Annotated in this window: 12 protein-coding genes; 11 read left to right on the top strand and 1 reads right to left on the bottom strand. The window is 63.2% G+C overall.

The features are described 5' to 3' along the window. Nucleotides 1-121 precede the first annotated feature (121 nt). Nucleotides 122-3622: a DNA polymerase III subunit alpha gene (gene dnaE, locus CFI11_RS17740; protein ID WP_130408322.1), complete on the top strand. Its 3501-nt coding sequence runs from the start codon at nucleotides 122-124 to the stop codon at nucleotides 3620-3622. 358 nt (nucleotides 3623-3980) lie between these two features. Then, entirely contained in the window at nucleotides 3981-4982 is a 1002-nt protein-coding gene (locus tag CFI11_RS17735; RefSeq protein WP_130408320.1) for a hypothetical protein, read from the top strand. Here CFI11_RS17735 and CFI11_RS17730 read toward each other — a convergent pair. Beyond that, nucleotides 4976-5170, bottom strand: coding sequence for a SlyX family protein (locus tag CFI11_RS17730; RefSeq protein ID WP_130408318.1), 195 nt, complete (start codon nucleotides 5168-5170; stop codon nucleotides 4976-4978). The genes CFI11_RS17735 and CFI11_RS17730 overlap by 7 nt on opposite strands. Nucleotides 5171-5255: 85 nt before the next feature. Between CFI11_RS17730 and CFI11_RS17725 the strand changes: the two genes are divergently transcribed. The 9 genes from CFI11_RS17725 to CFI11_RS17685 all read left to right on the top strand — a co-directional run bounded on the left by CFI11_RS17725 (nucleotide 5256) and on the right by CFI11_RS17685 (nucleotide 14930). Further along, entirely contained in the window at nucleotides 5256-6014 is a 759-nt protein-coding gene (locus tag CFI11_RS17725) for a crotonase/enoyl-CoA hydratase family protein (RefSeq protein WP_130408316.1), read from the top strand. Nucleotides 6015-6164: 150 nt separating this feature from the next. Continuing rightward, on the top strand, nucleotides 6165-7646 hold the full coding sequence (gene hisS / locus CFI11_RS17720; protein WP_130408314.1) for a histidine--tRNA ligase: 1482 nt from the start codon (nucleotides 6165-6167) through the stop codon (nucleotides 7644-7646). Further along, nucleotides 7646-8719: an ATP phosphoribosyltransferase regulatory subunit gene (locus CFI11_RS17715; protein ID WP_130408312.1), complete on the top strand. Its 1074-nt coding sequence runs from the start codon at nucleotides 7646-7648 to the stop codon at nucleotides 8717-8719. The genes hisS and CFI11_RS17715 overlap by 1 nt, the downstream gene beginning before the upstream one ends. Next, nucleotides 8716-9411: an ATP phosphoribosyltransferase gene (gene hisG / locus CFI11_RS17710; RefSeq protein WP_130408310.1), complete on the top strand. Its 696-nt coding sequence runs from the start codon at nucleotides 8716-8718 to the stop codon at nucleotides 9409-9411. Before CFI11_RS17715 ends, hisG begins: the two co-directional genes overlap by 4 nt. Nucleotides 9412-9712: 301 nt before the next feature. Then, nucleotides 9713-10474 (top strand): ABC transporter ATP-binding protein, encoded by a 762-nt coding sequence (locus tag CFI11_RS17705; protein ID WP_130408308.1) that lies wholly within the window; start codon nucleotides 9713-9715, stop codon nucleotides 10472-10474. A gap of 292 nt (nucleotides 10475-10766) precedes the next feature. Beyond that, the gene (locus CFI11_RS17700; protein WP_130408306.1) at nucleotides 10767-11771 is read left to right on the top strand and encodes a branched-chain amino acid ABC transporter permease; all 1005 of its coding nucleotides are present in this window, start codon (nucleotides 10767-10769) and stop codon (nucleotides 11769-11771) included. Next, nucleotides 11768-12838 (top strand): branched-chain amino acid ABC transporter permease, encoded by a 1071-nt coding sequence (locus CFI11_RS17695; RefSeq protein WP_130408304.1) that lies wholly within the window; start codon nucleotides 11768-11770, stop codon nucleotides 12836-12838. Before CFI11_RS17700 ends, CFI11_RS17695 begins: the two co-directional genes overlap by 4 nt. Before the next feature lie 33 nt (nucleotides 12839-12871). Beyond that, nucleotides 12872-14080 carry an ABC transporter substrate-binding protein gene (locus CFI11_RS17690; RefSeq protein ID WP_254448950.1) on the top strand — a complete coding sequence of 403 codons (1209 nt, stop codon included), beginning with the start codon at nucleotides 12872-12874 and terminating at the stop codon, nucleotides 14078-14080. Nucleotides 14081-14132: 52 nt separating this feature from the next. Beyond that, nucleotides 14133-14930: an ABC transporter ATP-binding protein gene (locus CFI11_RS17685; protein WP_130408302.1), complete on the top strand. Its 798-nt coding sequence runs from the start codon at nucleotides 14133-14135 to the stop codon at nucleotides 14928-14930. Nucleotides 14931-14937 lie beyond the last annotated feature (7 nt).

Genomic DNA, 14937 nt, shown 5'->3' with positions numbered 1-14937 from the left:
AAAAACCAAGCATGGTCCAAGGCAAGCCAAACCTGCGCGCTGTCGCTTGCCGCGCCGGAACCGCTCAAAAAGCGATCAACGCCCGTTCCTTCTGGGCCTGCGCTACGCTAGCGTCCGGCGCATGAGCAGTGATCCCCGATTCATCCATCTCCGCGTCCATTCCGAATACTCGCTCCTCGAAGGAGCCATGCGGCTCAAAAAGCTGCCTGATCTCTGCCGCAAGGCCGGGATGCCCGCCGTCGCCCTTACGGATACAAACAACATGTTCGCGGGTCTGGAATTCTCCGTCACGCTTGCAGGCGCCGGTATTCAGCCGATCCTCGGCTGTCAGGTCGATCTGGCGTACGTCGCAACTACGCCCGGCGACCGCCCCAAACCGCCCGCGCCGCTGGTTCTGCTTGCGCAGTCCGAGGCGGGTTACGAAAACCTGATGAAGCTTAACTCCTGCCTCTATGTCGATAAGGGCGGCCAGCTTCCCCAGGTGACCGTTGAGGAACTTGTTTCCCATTCCGACGGCCTCATCTGCCTCACCGGCGGCCCCGACGGTCCTCTGGGTCGCCTGCTGCAGTCCGGTCAGCGCCCCGCCGCCGAGACACTGCTCCAGCGTCTCAGCCAGGCCTTCCCCGACCGGCTTTATGTCGAACTTCAGCGCCATCCCGGCGAAGACGGCCAGCCCGAAGCGGAACGCCTGACCGAGCGCGGCCATGTGGAGATGGCCTATGCCATGGACCTGCCACTTGTCGCCACCAACGACGTCTACTTCCCAACCTCCGACATGTATGAGGCGCATGATGCGCTGATCTGTATCGCCGAAGGCGCCTATGTCGATCAGCAGGACCCCCGCCGTCGCCTGACCGCACAGCACTATTTCAAGTCTCAGCAAGAGATGGTGACCCTCTTCGCCGACCTGCCTGAGGCTGCCCAGAACACCGTGGAGATTGCCCGCCGCTGTGCCTTCATGGCCTATCGCCGCGACCCGATCCTGCCGCGTTTCGCCGATGACGAGGTGGAGGAGCTGCGACGACAGTCCGTCAAAGGACTGGAGGAGCGGCTGGCCGTTATCCCCCACGCCGCTCCCGTGGAAGAATACCAAAAACGCCTCGACTTCGAACTGGGCATCATCGAAGGCATGGGTTTCCCAGGCTACTTCCTGATCGTCGCCGACTTCATCAAATGGGCCAAGGAAAACGACATCCCCGTCGGCCCGGGGCGGGGCTCCGGTGCGGGCTCCCTCGTGGCCTATGCGCTCACCATCACCGATCTCGACCCCCTGCGCTACAGTCTTCTCTTCGAGCGGTTCCTGAACCCCGAACGGGTTTCCATGCCCGATTTCGACATCGACTTCTGCATGGATCGCCGCGAAGAGGTCATCCAGTATGTTCAGGAGAAGTATGGCCGCGACAAGGTGGGACAGATCATCACCTTCGGTGCGCTTTTGTCAAAAGCCGCCGTCCGCGATATCGGCCGTGTTCTGCAGATGCCCTATGGCCAGGTGGATCGCCTCTCCAAGATGATCCCCGTTGAAGGCGTCAAACCCGTCTCCATCGAAAAGGCGCTCAAGGACGAACCCCGCCTGCGTGAAGAGGCCCGCAACGAAGAGGTCGTCGAGCGTCTTCTGACCTATGGCCAGCAGGTCGAAGGGCTCTTGCGCAACGCCTCCACCCATGCCGCCGGTGTGGTGATCGGCGACCGTCCACTGGACGCTCTGGTCCCCCTCTATCAGGACCCCCGCTCTGACATGCCCGCCACCCAGTTCAACATGAAATGGGTCGAACAGGCGGGACTGGTGAAATTCGATTTCCTCGGCCTCAAGACGCTGACCGTGATCCAGAACGCTGTCGATCTGATCCTCGGCTCCGGCCGTGCGCTTCATGTCGCCTCCGACGGCACCGAGCTCTACCAGCCCGCCGGAGGCACCGAGAACGACATCAATGCCATCCCTCTGGATGACGAGGCCAGCTACAAGCTTTACGCAGCCGCCAAAACCGTTGCCGTCTTCCAGGTGGAAAGCTCGGGCATGATGGATGCGCTCAAGCGGATGAAACCCGACTGTATCGAGGACATCATCGCTCTTGTCGCGCTCTATCGGCCCGGCCCTATGGAGAACATTCCGAAATTCTGCGAGGTCAAGAACAAGCTTTCTGACCGCGAGATGCTGCACCCCTCCATCGACCACATCCTGGATGAGACCCAAGGTATCATCGTCTACCAGGAACAGGTGATGCAGATCGCCCAGGAAATGGCCGGCTATTCGCTGGGCGGCGCCGACCTGCTGCGGCGTGCCATGGGCAAAAAGATCCAGGAGGCGATGGACGCCGAGCGCCCCAAATTCCTCGAAGGTGCGGCCAAGAACGGCGTCGACAAGGACAAGGCGCTCGAAGTCTGGAACCTGCTGGATAAGTTCGCCAATTACGGCTTCAACAAGTCGCACGCCGCCGCCTACGCGGTGGTCAGCTACCAGACCGCCTGGCTCAAGGCGAACCACCCCGTCGAGTTCATGGCGGGCGTGATGAATTGCGATCTTCACCTCACCGACAAGCTCGCCATCTATTTCGAGGAGGTCAAAAAGGGTCTCTCGCTGCCTTACGTGCCGCCTTGCGTCAATCGCTCCGAGGCGACGTTCAATGTCGTGAACGGCGAACTCGTCTATGCGCTGGGCGCGTTGAAAAACGTGGGGGTCGAGGCGATGCGGCTGCTGACCGAGGCGCGGGGCGACAAACCCTTTATCAATCTCTTCGACCTGGCGCGCCGGGTCGATCTGAAACGCGTGGGCAAGCGCCCGTTGGAAATGCTCGCCCGGTCTGGTGCTTTTGACGTGCTTGACCCCAATCGCCGCCGCGTCTTCGACAGCCTTGACGCTTTGGTGGGCTATTCAGCGGCGATCCACGAACAGAAAGCCTCCAATCAGGTGTCCCTCTTCGGTGAAGCAGGCGACGACCTGCCCGAACCGCGTCTCTCGCCGGTGCCCGATTGGCTGCCGGCTGAACGTCTTGCCGAGGAATTCAAGGCGGTGGGGTTTTATCTCTCGGGCCACCCGCTCGATGATTACATGGCCCCCCTGAAGCGCACCGGGGTGATCACGCTGGATGAGGTCACCTCCAAGGCCGAACAATCGCCGCTCGTGGCCAAACTCGCCGGTGTCGTCGCCGGCCGGCAGGAGCGCAAATCCGCGCGCGGCAACCGCTTTGCCTTCTGCCAGCTCAGTGACACGACCGGAGCCTACGAGGTCACGCTCTTTTCCGAAACGCTTGAGAATGCGCGCGAACATCTCGAAACCGGCGCCAAGGTCGTCGTTACGGTCGAGGCGACGATGGAGAGCGATCAGCTCAAGCTGCTGGGCCGCTCCGTTGCCCCGATCGACACCGCAGTTGCCGGGGCGGGGGCCACCGGGCTTCGCATCTTTGTCTCAGACCAGCAGGCCGTCCCCTCGGTGGCCACGGTACTGGAGGGTGCCATTGAGGCCGCCAAAAACGCCGCACGCGGCCCCATCCAGCTTTGCCTGATGGACCCGGCCCTGCCGGGAGAGGTGGAGATCGACCTTGGTCAGGCTTTCCCGGTCAACCCGCAGATCAAAGGGGCAATCAAGAGTTTGGGTGGGGTGCTGGACGTGGAGGAGCTTTAGGAGCTGATCCCAGGCGGCTGACAGCTAGCTGCGGTCCGTCTGCGGGCCCTGATCCAGACGCCCGTGGCAGAGCGGGCCTGTGACGCAGGCCGTCTGGAGAGCCGCGCAGGATGGCGGACGGATGAGCCAGCGGCAGCCTCGTCGCGCCCTTCGCTTCCGCCCAAAATCACCGTCAGTCTTGTTTTGCCGGGTTCTCACCGGCGCTAGGACCCGCCCATTCTCCGGGCGCTTCTCGGCTGATCGCGGAACGCAGTATCGGCGTGATCCGGCGCGCCCGTCGCTGCGTCGGATTGGACAAATCCGCGTTCTGCGGTTAACAGGCGTTCCGGGGAGATCGGGAGAGAGGACCCACCAACCGGTGCGCAACGTGTTTTTCGCAATCCTGGCCGCAATGGCGTTGGCCGGCTGTTCGGACCCGCTGGCAGGTGTAGAGCGCCTGTCCGAGGTCGAACTTGCGGAGGATACGGCCCCGATTGACTTTGCTACCGAACCCGGAGCCGAAGAGGCAGATCTGGCCGGAGAGGGCTTCTTGTCCCGCGTATTCGGGCGCGCCCAACCAGAAACCGACTTAGCTGGCGGCGAAGTCACCGAAACGGATCAAATCGAAGCCGCGCCGGAGAGTGCAACCGAAGCGCCAGTTGCAGCGAACGCGGTCGAGCCGGAGGAGCCCCCAGTTCGCCGTCGGGGGCTCTTTGCGCGTCTTGTTCAAGGCTCGGACGCTGACACGCCGCAGACGTCAGCGCTGGCACCGGATCAGCCAAAGACACCAGAGCCCGAGGCTCTATCCGATGACCGCCGTCTGGCCAGCCGTGGGGATGCCGGTCGGGACGCGCGCCTTGCCCCCCGTGCCCCGCGTGCGGCTGCCGAGCCGGATCTGCCGCTTGGCGCGCCGCTTGCGTTTGGTCAGACCGCGCGGGCCTGCGCGGCGACCAAAGCGCAATTGGGTCGACGGATCGAGAAGTTTCCCGCCCGTGGTTCAGGCTATGCATTGTATGACAGCGCGCCCGGCACCACGGCGCCCCGCAGTTTTTTCGTCACCGGCTTTGCAGATGGGTGCCCGCGCCGGTTCACGGCTGCCAACGCTGTCTTCGGGGCGCCGTCGATGCACGAGCAACTGCGCTATGGTCTGCCGGGCGATCTTTATCCCTATTCCGACACCGACAAGGCGTATGAACGCATCAAGTCCGGCATTTGCGGCGTGTCGCGCCGGAAACCCTGCGGGGCGCGGATTTCGCGTCTGGAACGCAACACCGTCTTCATCAGCGCTTATGAGCGCTTTGGCGGCGGCAACCCGCGCTGGGCGGATATCCTGATCCATGACGGCGCTGTTGTCGCCGCTTCGGTCAAAGCGCCTCAGTAATGCGGAGGGCGTTCGTCGCCCAGCACGACACCTCCCCCGCCATCGGCCTGCCGTTCCGCTTCGCGTTCCATCAGCATCTGCACACGGCGGGTGAGTAGCGCAATCTCGAGTTCCTGCCGGGCCACCACATCGCTTAGATCCTCGACGTTGCGGATCAGATGAGCGAGCTTTTCTTCGATCTCTTGCATGAAGCCGTCTCCGTGGCTTGGGATGCCCCATGTCCTATCGCACCGGGCTGGACCATGCCACCTGTCCTGCGGCAGAGTGCACGGCATGAGCGTCCTTGTCACCCGTGAAGGCCCCGTCTGCATTGTTACCCTGAACCGGCCGGAGGCACGCAATGCGGTGGACCCTCCGACAGCGCGGGCGCTCTACAGCGCCATGCTGGATTTCGAGGCCGATGACCGGGCTCAGGTTGCCATTCTCACGGGCGCTGGGGCAGGGTCGGACTGGATCTCCTCCCTTTCGATCCCCGAGGATTGGACCGATCCGATGGACGATCCAATCCCCGGTCCAATGGGACCATCACGACTGATGTTGCGCAAGCCGGTCATCGCGGCCATCGAAGGCCCGGCGGTGGCGGGCGGGATGGAGCTGGCGCTGTGGTGCGATCTGCGGGTGATGGCGAAACCGGCTGTGATGGGCGTCTATTGCCGCCGCTGGGGCGTGCCGCTGATCGACGGCGGCACCGTGAGGCTGCCGCGCCTCGTGGGTCAGGGCAGAGCCAACGATCTGATCCTGACAGGGCGGCCCGTGACCAGTGGAGAGGCTGCGCAGATCGGGCTGGCGGATCGGGTCTGCGCGCGGGGCCAGGCGCTGGAGGAAGCGCTGGATCTGGCGCAGAGCCTGACAGCCTTTCCCCAGGCCTGTCTGCGGGCCGATCATCTTTCCGCCCGGATGTCACCCGAGCACCTGGCCGAGGGGCTGCGGCGGGAATGGGCCTCGGCCACGGTGCTGGAAGCCGAAGGCATCGCCGGGGCCACGCGCTTTGCCGAAGGGCGGGGCAGAGGGGGCGATTTCAGCGATATCTGAGAGGGTGCCGGATTTTTCGGAACAAAAATCCGGATTGCCTCGGGTGGGAGTTTTTCTGGCCGGAAAACGGTGGGGGCGGGCCGTGCCTTGCCCATGCGATACGGCTGGGATAGACCGCGCGGCGAATGATGTCGCCCAAGGATGCCGGCCATGGCAAAGCAAAAGAAACAGCCCCGCCCCAAGGCCGAGACGCCCAAGGGGTTCCGCGACTACTTCGGCGCCGAGGTGCGTGACCGCGCCGGGATGCTGGACAAGATCGCCGAGGTTTATCATCGCTATGGATTTGACGCGCTGGAATCCTCGGCAGTGGAGACGGTGGAGGCGCTGGGCAAGTTCCTTCCCGATGTCGACCGGCCGAACGAGGGGGTCTTTGCCTGGCAGGAGGGCGAGGGCGATTGGCTGGCGCTGCGGTATGATCTGACAGCGCCCTTGGCGCGGGTGTATGCGCAGCATCGGAACGATCTGCCAACGCCCTACCGGCGCTACGCGATGGGGCCGGTCTGGCGAAACGAGAAGCCGGGGCCGGGAAGGTTTCGGCAGTTTTATCAATGTGATGCAGACACGGTGGGTACGGCCTCAATGGCTGCCGATGCCGAGATTTGCGCGATGCTGAGTGACACGCTCGAAGCCGTTGGTATCCAGCGCGGCGACTATGTGGTCAGGATCAACAACCGCAAGGTGCTCAATGGCGTGATGGAGGTCGCAGGGATCGGCGGTGCCGACAAGGAGGCAGAGCGCGGTATTGTCTTGCGCGCCATCGACAAGGTTGACCGGTTGGGGCGTGATGGCGTGCGGGCGCTTCTCGGTGAAGGCCGCAAGGATGAGAGCGGTGATTTCACCAAGGGCGCGGGCTTGGCGCAGGAGCAGGCAGAGGTGATCATGGGCTTCATGGACGCCCGGCGGGAAACGGGCGAGGCAACAATTGCGCGTCTGCGTGAGCTGGTCGGCCCTTCGCTTGTCGGCGGGCAGGGCGTGGATGAACTGGAGCAGATCGCCGACTTGCTGGGCGCGGGTGACTATGGCTCCGACCGTATTGTCATCGATCCCTCGGTGGTGCGTGGCCTCGGCTATTACACAGGCCCCGTCTACGAGGCCGAACTGACCTTCGACATCCTCGATGACAAGGGCCGCAAGCGCCAATTCGGCTCGGTCGCGGGCGGCGGGCGCTATGACGACCTCGTCAAACGGTTCACCGGTCAGGAAGTGCCCGCCACCGGCATCTCCATCGGCGTGGACCGCCTGCTTGCCGCGCTCCGCGAGAAGGGCCGGATACGGACCGCCGAGCGTGGCCCCGTGGTCATCACCGTAATGGACCGTGACCGCATGGCAGATTACCAGGCCATGGTGTCCGAGCTGCGCAATGCCGGTATCCGGGCCGAGGTTTATCTGGGCAACCCGAAAAACTTCGGCAATCAACTCAAATATGCCGACCGCCGCGCCAGCCCCGCTGCCGTGATCGAAGGCGCCGATGAAAAGGCGCGCGGCGTCGTTCAGGTCAAGGATCTGATCCTGGGGGCTCAGATTGCCCAGAAGGCCACGCTCGAAGAATGGAAAGAGCGCCCCAGCCAGTTCGAAGTCCCGCGCGGCGAGCTGGTCTCCCGCATTCGTGCCCTGCTCGACAGTCAGGACTAATGCCCGCCCGTGCCAATATTCTCGCGCAGGCGGCCAGCCTGCGCGCCCGGTTCGAAGCCGCAGGCGCGCTGTCCGTGGAGACCCCTGTCCTGCAACCGGCCGAAACGCTGCTCGATCTCTATGGCGAGGATATCCGCGCCCGGGCCTACGTCACGTCCGACGCTCTGCGGGGGGAGCAGATGTTACGCCCCGATTTCACTGTGCCGGTTGTTCAGATGCATATGCAGAACGGGGCGGAGCCTGCACGCTACACCTATTCCGGAGAGGTGTTTCGCCGCCAGGAACACGATCCCGACCGTGCCAACGAGTATATCCAAGTCGGTTACGAGGTCTTCGACCGCGCCAACCCTGCCGCCGCTGATGCGGAAGTGTTCGCGCTCTTCTCCGACGTTCTTTCGGGCCTCGACTTGCGGGCCTCCACCGGTGATATCGGTATTCTCATGGCTGCGGTTCAGGGGCTTGAGACCACGAAACGCCGCAAGGCTGCTCTATCCCGCCATATCTGGCGCCCCCGCCGCTTTCGTGCCCTGCTTGACCGTTATGCCGGGCGCGGCCAGCCGCGCGCGATCCTCGCCGACGATCCCTTCGCCGGGGCTGGCCCCGAGATCGGGCGCCGCACGCGCTCGGAGGTGGAGGCGCGTCTGACAGCATTGCGCCATGAGGCCGACACACCGGCCTTGTCCGATACCGAAATCGCGGCACTTGACGCGCTTCTCGCGGTGCGGGAAACCATCCCCTTCGCTCTGGCGCAACTGCGCGACATCGCTGTCGATCTCCGGGCGATCACGCCCGCCCTGAACCGGATGGAGGCGCGAAGCGAAGCCCTGGCTGCGCGCGGTATCGACGTCGACAGTCTCGATTTCGAGGCAAGCTATGGCCGTACCTCCATGGAATATTACGACGGGTTCGTTTTCGGCTTCTCCGCCGAACGGCGGCCCGACCTTCCGCCCGTCGCTACCGGCGGGCGTTATGACGCGCTGACCCGGCATCTGGGCCGGGGCACCGAGATCCCCGCTGTGGGCGGCGTCCTGCGCCCCGGGTTGATGCTCGAATTGGCGGAGGGCGCGGCATGACGTTGAAACTGGGCGTGCCCTCCAAGGGCCGGCTGATGGAGAAGACCTTCGACTGGTTCGCCAAGCGCGGCGTGACCCTCTCGCGCAGCGGATCCGACCGGGAATATGCCGGGGCCGTGTCGGGCATCGACAATGTCTCGCTCGTGCTGCTCTCGGCCGGAGAGATCCCGCGCGAACTGGCCGCCGGGCGCATTCATCTGGGCGTCACCGGCACCGATCTGGTGCAGGAGAAACTCGCCCGCTGGGAACAGCAGGTCGAGGAGCTTTGGCCCTTGGGTTTCGGACAGGCTGACCTGATCCTCGCCGTGCCGAATTTCTGGGTCGATGTCGACACGCTCGATGACCTCGACGCCGCTTCTGCTGCCTTCCGCGCGGCTCATGGGTACCGTCTGCGCATCGCCACGAAATACCACCGGCTGGTGCGCGACTTCCTGCGCGATGCCGGCGTGGCCGATTACGCTCTGGTCGACAGTCAGGGCGCGACCGAGGGCACGGTCAAGAACGAAACCGCCGAAGCCATCGCCGACATCACCTCCACCGGTGAGACGCTGCGCGCCAATCACCTCAAGATCCTCGACGACGGCCTCATCCTCCGCTCCCAGGCTACGTTGTGGCGCAGCCGCACTGCGCAGATGGAGGCAGAGGATAAAACAACGTTCCTGCACCTGCAGGACCTGCTGAGCGCAAGTTGACGTAACGGGAGGCTTTCGCCTCGCAACCGCCTGAAAATCAGCGCCTTTCGGCCTGCAGGATATCGGACGCCCCAAACCGCCGTAACGTCAAGTCGCACACTCTGTTGCGATGTGAAGAAGGCGGTGCCACTTATTGGGGTGGAGCCGCCGAAACGGCGCACGCAGCCAGACCAACGAGACTGCGGCGCATTCGGTGAAATTGGGAGGTCCGCTTTCGGACAATCGACCGCCGCCCTGAACGCGCTATATTCCCGCGTGGGGAGGCCCGATTGCACGGGCGGCACAATGAGGGTGGGTGACCATGCTCAAGATCGAGGACCTGCATCTGTCCTTCGGGGGCATCAAGGCGCTGCAGGGTATCAGTTTCGAAGCCAAACCGGGTGAGATCACAGGCGTGATCGGACCGAACGGGGCAGGCAAGACCTCTCTTTTCAACGCGATTTCAGGGTTTTACAAACCGGATAAGGGCCGGGTGTTTTTTGAGGGGCAGGACATCACGGACCTCTCGCCCGACAAGCGCGCAGGGCTGGGGCTCGCACGCACCTTTCAGAACATCGCCCTCTTCCGTGGCATGACCGTGCTCGACAATATCAAGCTGGGTGGGCACACGCGGCTCAAGACCAATGTCTGGCAGGCGCTGCGCTATTTTGGTGCGGCCCAGCGGGAAGAGCTGGAGCTGCGCCGCGACATCGAGGAGCGCGTGATCGACTTCCTCGAGATCGACCATATCCGCAAGTACCCCATCACCATGCTGCCCTACGGGCTGCAAAAACGGGTGGAGCTGGGGCGCGCCCTGGCGATGCAGCCCAAGGTGCTGCTGCTGGATGAACCTGTCGCCGGTATGAACCGCGAAGAAACAGCGGATATGGCCCGCTTCATCCTGGACGTGCAGGAGGAGTTTGGTACGACTGTGCTCCTCGTCGAACACGACATGCACATGGTGATGGACATTTGCAGCCACATCGTGGTGCTCAACTTCGGCCAGCAGATCGCCAGCGGCACGCCGCAGGAGGTCAGCGGCAATGAAGACGTGATCGAGGCGTATCTGGGGGCCGCGGCATGACCATGTACGCTCCAACTGTCCATCACCAGAAACAAGGGCAGTCCCCGACCGCGGGTGGGGGTAAAGCCCCCGCCCGGGGGGGCGGTCGGGGGCTGCCCGATGGTGCCCATCGGGCGGATGCTCTGAAAGATGCGCGACTGACATGCGTTAGCAAGGCCTACACTCCCTCTGACACTCAAAGGTTTCCCCGAAACTGCTTGGGAGCCGCCAACCCCGTACGACTTGGCGACGACCAACGAGGCGGAACTCCGAACCAAGCGCAACCAACTCATTCAAACGTGGAGGCGCTCTAATGGGCCAATTCGCGCAATTCGCCATCAACGGCCTGATGTCCGGCGCCATCTATGCGCTGATCGCCGTCGGTATCGTGTCGGTCTTCAAAGCCACCAAGGTCGTCAACTTCGCTCATGGCTACGTCATCATGTTCGGGGCCTATTTCTACTACACCTTCGCCGTGATCATCCCCGGCATGGAGGGCGCTCCGGCCTGGCTCGCGTCCTGGAACCCGGCCTGGATGGCCGAGATGCGGGCCGATCTGCCGATGTTCTCCCCCATGGGTGCTGTTCTGGACTGGGCCGCCAACGTGCCCCGCATCCTCTTCGGTCTTGCCGGCGCTCTGGTCTGCAACGCGATACTGGGCCTGATCATCGAACGCACGCTGATGCGCCCTCTGATGGGGCAATCCATCTTCGCGATGATCATGATCACCGTGGGCCTCATCTCCATCCTGTCCGGCACCGCCTCCCTGATCTGGACGGCTGATGCCGATTTCGTCCCCCACATCGCGCCCAACGCGCCGGTGCGGTTCGACCTCTTCGGCACGCCGATCTTCCTCTTCGGTGCCGATCTGGTGAACATGGCCATCGCGCTTCTGATCTTCGTTGGCATCGTCCTGATGGTCCGCTACACCAAATCCGGCGTCGCCATCCGTGCCACGGCGGAGGATCAGTCGACCGCCTATTCCATGGGTATCTCGGTGCCAAAAGTCTTCTCCCGCGCCTGGGTTCTGGCATGCACCACCGGTGCCATCGCCGGTGCGATCCTGGCTACGCGTAACGGCATTTCCCCGTCGCTTGGGCTCTTTGGCTTCTCCGTCCTCGCCATCGTGCTGATGGGCGGGCTCGACAGCTACATCGGCGTTTTCATCGCCGCCATGGCCGTCGGCGTGATGGAGGCGATGACCCAATGGCAACTGGGCGGTGACTGGGCCGAGATCGTGCCTTACGTCGCCGTCCTCGTCGTCCTCCTGGTGCGTCCCCACGGTCTTTTCGGCCAAGCAGAGGTGGAACGGATATGATCAACGGCAATCTCAAATCCACCTATGCCGCGGACGAGCGGGTTCTGAACAACTCCTACAAGCAGGCCTTCGTTTACGGGATGATCCTGGCCCTGGGCCTCTTCACGCTCACCGCCAACGACTACTTCATCCTGATCGCCTGCAAGATGGGCATCCTGCTGATCGCCGTGGTCGGGGTGAATGTCCTGACCGGCTATACCGGCCTCGTCTCGCTGGGCCATGGCGCCTTCATTGCCATAGGGGCCTATGTCACCACCGCTTTCCACAATGGCTTTGCCGGGATCATCCCCGACCAGATCATGCCGCTGATCGCCATTCCGGTGGCCATTGCGGTTTCGGCCCTCATCGGCATCATCGTGGGCCTGCCATCGTTGCGCGTCAAAGGCCTTTACCTCGCCGTCGCCACGCTCAGCGCCAGCTTCATCGTGATCTTTCTCATCGAACAGGACGCATTCGCCCCGTTCACGGGGGGTGTCGCGGGCATCAACACACCCATCCCCAACCTCTTCGGGTGGGAGCTTGACACCAAGCGCGAGATGTTCGTGCTGATCGCGTCCCTCGCTTTCATCACCCTGCTGATGGCGCAGAACCTCATCCGCACCCGCGTCGGTCGCGCCTTCATCGCCATCCGCGACCGGGACTATTCGGCAGAAATCCTCGGCATCTCGCTTTTGCGCTACAAGCTGACCAGCTTTGCCATCTCCGCCGCTTATTGCGGCCTTGCCGGAGCGCTCTTTGCCTATTTCTACGCCCGGATCCTGCCCGAGCAATTCGAGCTTGACCTGTCTCTGGAACTGGTCGCCGCTCTGATCGTCGGCGGCATGGGCCGCACGATGGGGCCGGTCTTTGGCGTGATCATCATCGTGATGGTCCCCGAACTTATCAAGATCAGCTTCGGTGCCGCCACCGGCGGCGCGCTCGATCTGCAACGCTATGCCGCGCCCATGCAGGAGATCGCGTTCGGCCTGCTGCTCGTGTTCTTCCTCTTGAAAGAACCGCTGGGCATCAACCACATCACCGACAGGATACTGCGCGCCGCAAACCGCTGGCCATTCGCGCGCGGATAACAACAAAGGCCAAGTTTTAGGGAGAAGACACATATGACCATCAACCGCCGCACCTTCCTGGCGACCAGCGCCGCGGCCACCGCCGCCATTGGCACCCCGATGATCCTGCGCGCGCAACCCTCCGAATACATCCTCGGCGTCTCGCTGCCGCTGACCGGGCCATTCGCTACTGCCGGCCAGCTTGTCGCGCCCGTCTTTAGCCTCGCGCAGAAGATGTTCAACGACGAAGGCGGCATTGCCGGCACGCCCATCCGCTTCGTGACCGAAGACAGCGGCTATATCCCCAACAACACGCTGGCCAACTACCAGCGCGCGCTGGCCAATCACGGCACTGACATGATCGGCTATTTCGCCGATTCGACCGGTGCGATGAAGCTGATCGCCCCCGAACTGCGCGGAGCAAACGCCCGCATCATGGGCTCCACCTCCTTCGCCTCCGAACTCGCCAACCCGGCGGAGAACCCATATCAGTACCTCTCCGGCCCGACCTACCAGTCGCAATTCGACATCCTCTTGCAGAACATCAAGGATGCCGGCGGCTCCAAAGTGGCCTTTATCTTCTCCAACACCGAGTTTGGTCGTGACCCGATCGAGCACGGCAAGGCCACAGCCGAACGCCTCGGCCTCGAAGTCGTGTTGGAGGAATCCACCAAGGCGCAGGGGGCCGACATCCCGACCCATGTGACCAAACTCGCGCAATCGGGCGCAGAGTTCTGCATCCTGCAAGGCTATGTGACCGGCGTCTGGCCGCAGCTTATCGGCGGCGCGCGTCAGTTTGGCCTGCCCGTGCAGTTCAAGGGCACCTTCTGGGGCATGGAAAAGTTCATCGCCGACCGGATCACCAACGAAGCGGGCCCGATCCTTGACGGCTATCAGGGCGTCATGCCCTATCGCTATTTCTACGACCGCGAAGGCGCCCCCCGGTATGAAACCTATGCGGCCCTCTCCAAGGAGATGTTCGCGGGCACGCCGATGGAAAACTACATGTCCACCTGGGCGCTGCAAACGATGTGTGGGCTGGAACTGGCCGTCAAAGCCTTCCGTGACACCGCCGAGGCCGGAAACGAGCTGACTGCCGACAATGTCGCCGAAACCCTATCTGCCATCTCCGACTGGGATTCCGGCGGCTTCTTCGGCGGTCCAGTCACGATGGAGAACAACGCCATCGGCACCGGCCGGGTCTACAGCTACTCTGCCGAGACCAAGCTTTTCACGCCGACCTCCGACTGGCTCTCGGTCTGATCCTGTCGCGACCCTCGCGCAGGGGGCCGCGTATCGCACAAGGGATGCGCCCATGCTGACCATCGAAAACATCGAAGTCACCTACCACCACACCGTTCAGGCCCTGCGTGGCCTGTCGCTGGAGGTGCCCGACGGCAAGATCGTCACCCTTCTGGGCACCAATGGCGCGGGCAAGACCACGACGCTCAAGGCCGCCTCCAACCTTCTGGGGCTGGAGAATGGCGAGGTGGGCGAGGGGCGCATCCATTTCAAAGGCCAGTCCATCATGTCGATCCAGCCCGACCGGCTGGTTCAGCAGGGCCTTTTCCATGTCCGCGAAGGCCGCCGCATCTTTGCCGAGATGACGGTCGAGGATAACCTGATCGCCGCGTCCTACGCGCTCGACCGGCGCAACGCCAAGGCCGACTACGACAAGGTCTACGACTTCTTCCCCCGCCTCAAGGAACGCCAGAAACAGATCGCCGGGTATCTTTCGGGCGGTGAACAGCAGATGCTGGCCTTTGGCCGTGCGATGATCGCCCAGCCCGAACTGATCCTGATGGACGAGCCGTCGCTCGGCCTCGCCCCCAAGATCGTCGAGGAGATCTTTGCCACCATCAAACGCCTCAATGACGAGGACGGCGTGTCGATCCTCCTGGTCGAACAGAATGCCGGCGTGGCCTTTGGCGTGGCGGACTACGGATACATCATGGAAAGTGGCCAGATCGTTCTCGAAGGCGATGTCGAGACCCTCCGCAACGACAAGGACATCCAGTCCTTCTATCTCGGCATCGCCGAAGATGGCGGCGCCGACCGCCAATCCTTCCGCGATGTGAAACATTACAAACGCCGCAAGCGCTGGCTCAGCTAAGGAGACG

The sequence above is a fragment of the Thalassococcus sp. S3 genome, from assembly GCF_004216475.1.
Classification (GTDB): domain Bacteria; phylum Pseudomonadota; class Alphaproteobacteria; order Rhodobacterales; family Rhodobacteraceae.
This window is presented reverse-complemented; position numbering and strand designations above follow the sequence as displayed.

What these genes read in the sequence shown, in the direction of transcription:
- dnaE (WP_130408322.1), top strand. Translation starts at nt 122, where the DNA reads ATGAGCAGTGATCCCCGATTCATCCATCTCCGCGTCCATTCCGAATAC.
- CFI11_RS17730 (WP_130408318.1), bottom strand. Translation starts at nt 5,170, where the DNA reads ATGCAAGAGATCGAAGAAAAGCTCGCTCATCTGATCCGCAACGTCGAG.
- CFI11_RS17725 (WP_130408316.1), top strand. Translation starts at nt 5,256, where the DNA reads ATGAGCGTCCTTGTCACCCGTGAAGGCCCCGTCTGCATTGTTACCCTG.
- hisS (WP_130408314.1), top strand. Translation starts at nt 6,165, where the DNA reads ATGGCAAAGCAAAAGAAACAGCCCCGCCCCAAGGCCGAGACGCCCAAG.
- CFI11_RS17715 (WP_130408312.1), top strand. Translation starts at nt 7,646, where the DNA reads ATGCCCGCCCGTGCCAATATTCTCGCGCAGGCGGCCAGCCTGCGCGCC.
- hisG (WP_130408310.1), top strand. Translation starts at nt 8,716, where the DNA reads ATGACGTTGAAACTGGGCGTGCCCTCCAAGGGCCGGCTGATGGAGAAG.
- CFI11_RS17705 (WP_130408308.1), top strand. Translation starts at nt 9,713, where the DNA reads ATGCTCAAGATCGAGGACCTGCATCTGTCCTTCGGGGGCATCAAGGCG.
- CFI11_RS17700 (WP_130408306.1), top strand. Translation starts at nt 10,767, where the DNA reads ATGGGCCAATTCGCGCAATTCGCCATCAACGGCCTGATGTCCGGCGCC.
- CFI11_RS17695 (WP_130408304.1), top strand. Translation starts at nt 11,768, where the DNA reads ATGATCAACGGCAATCTCAAATCCACCTATGCCGCGGACGAGCGGGTT.
- CFI11_RS17690 (WP_254448950.1), top strand. Translation starts at nt 12,872, where the DNA reads ATGACCATCAACCGCCGCACCTTCCTGGCGACCAGCGCCGCGGCCACC.
- CFI11_RS17685 (WP_130408302.1), top strand. Translation starts at nt 14,133, where the DNA reads ATGCTGACCATCGAAAACATCGAAGTCACCTACCACCACACCGTTCAG.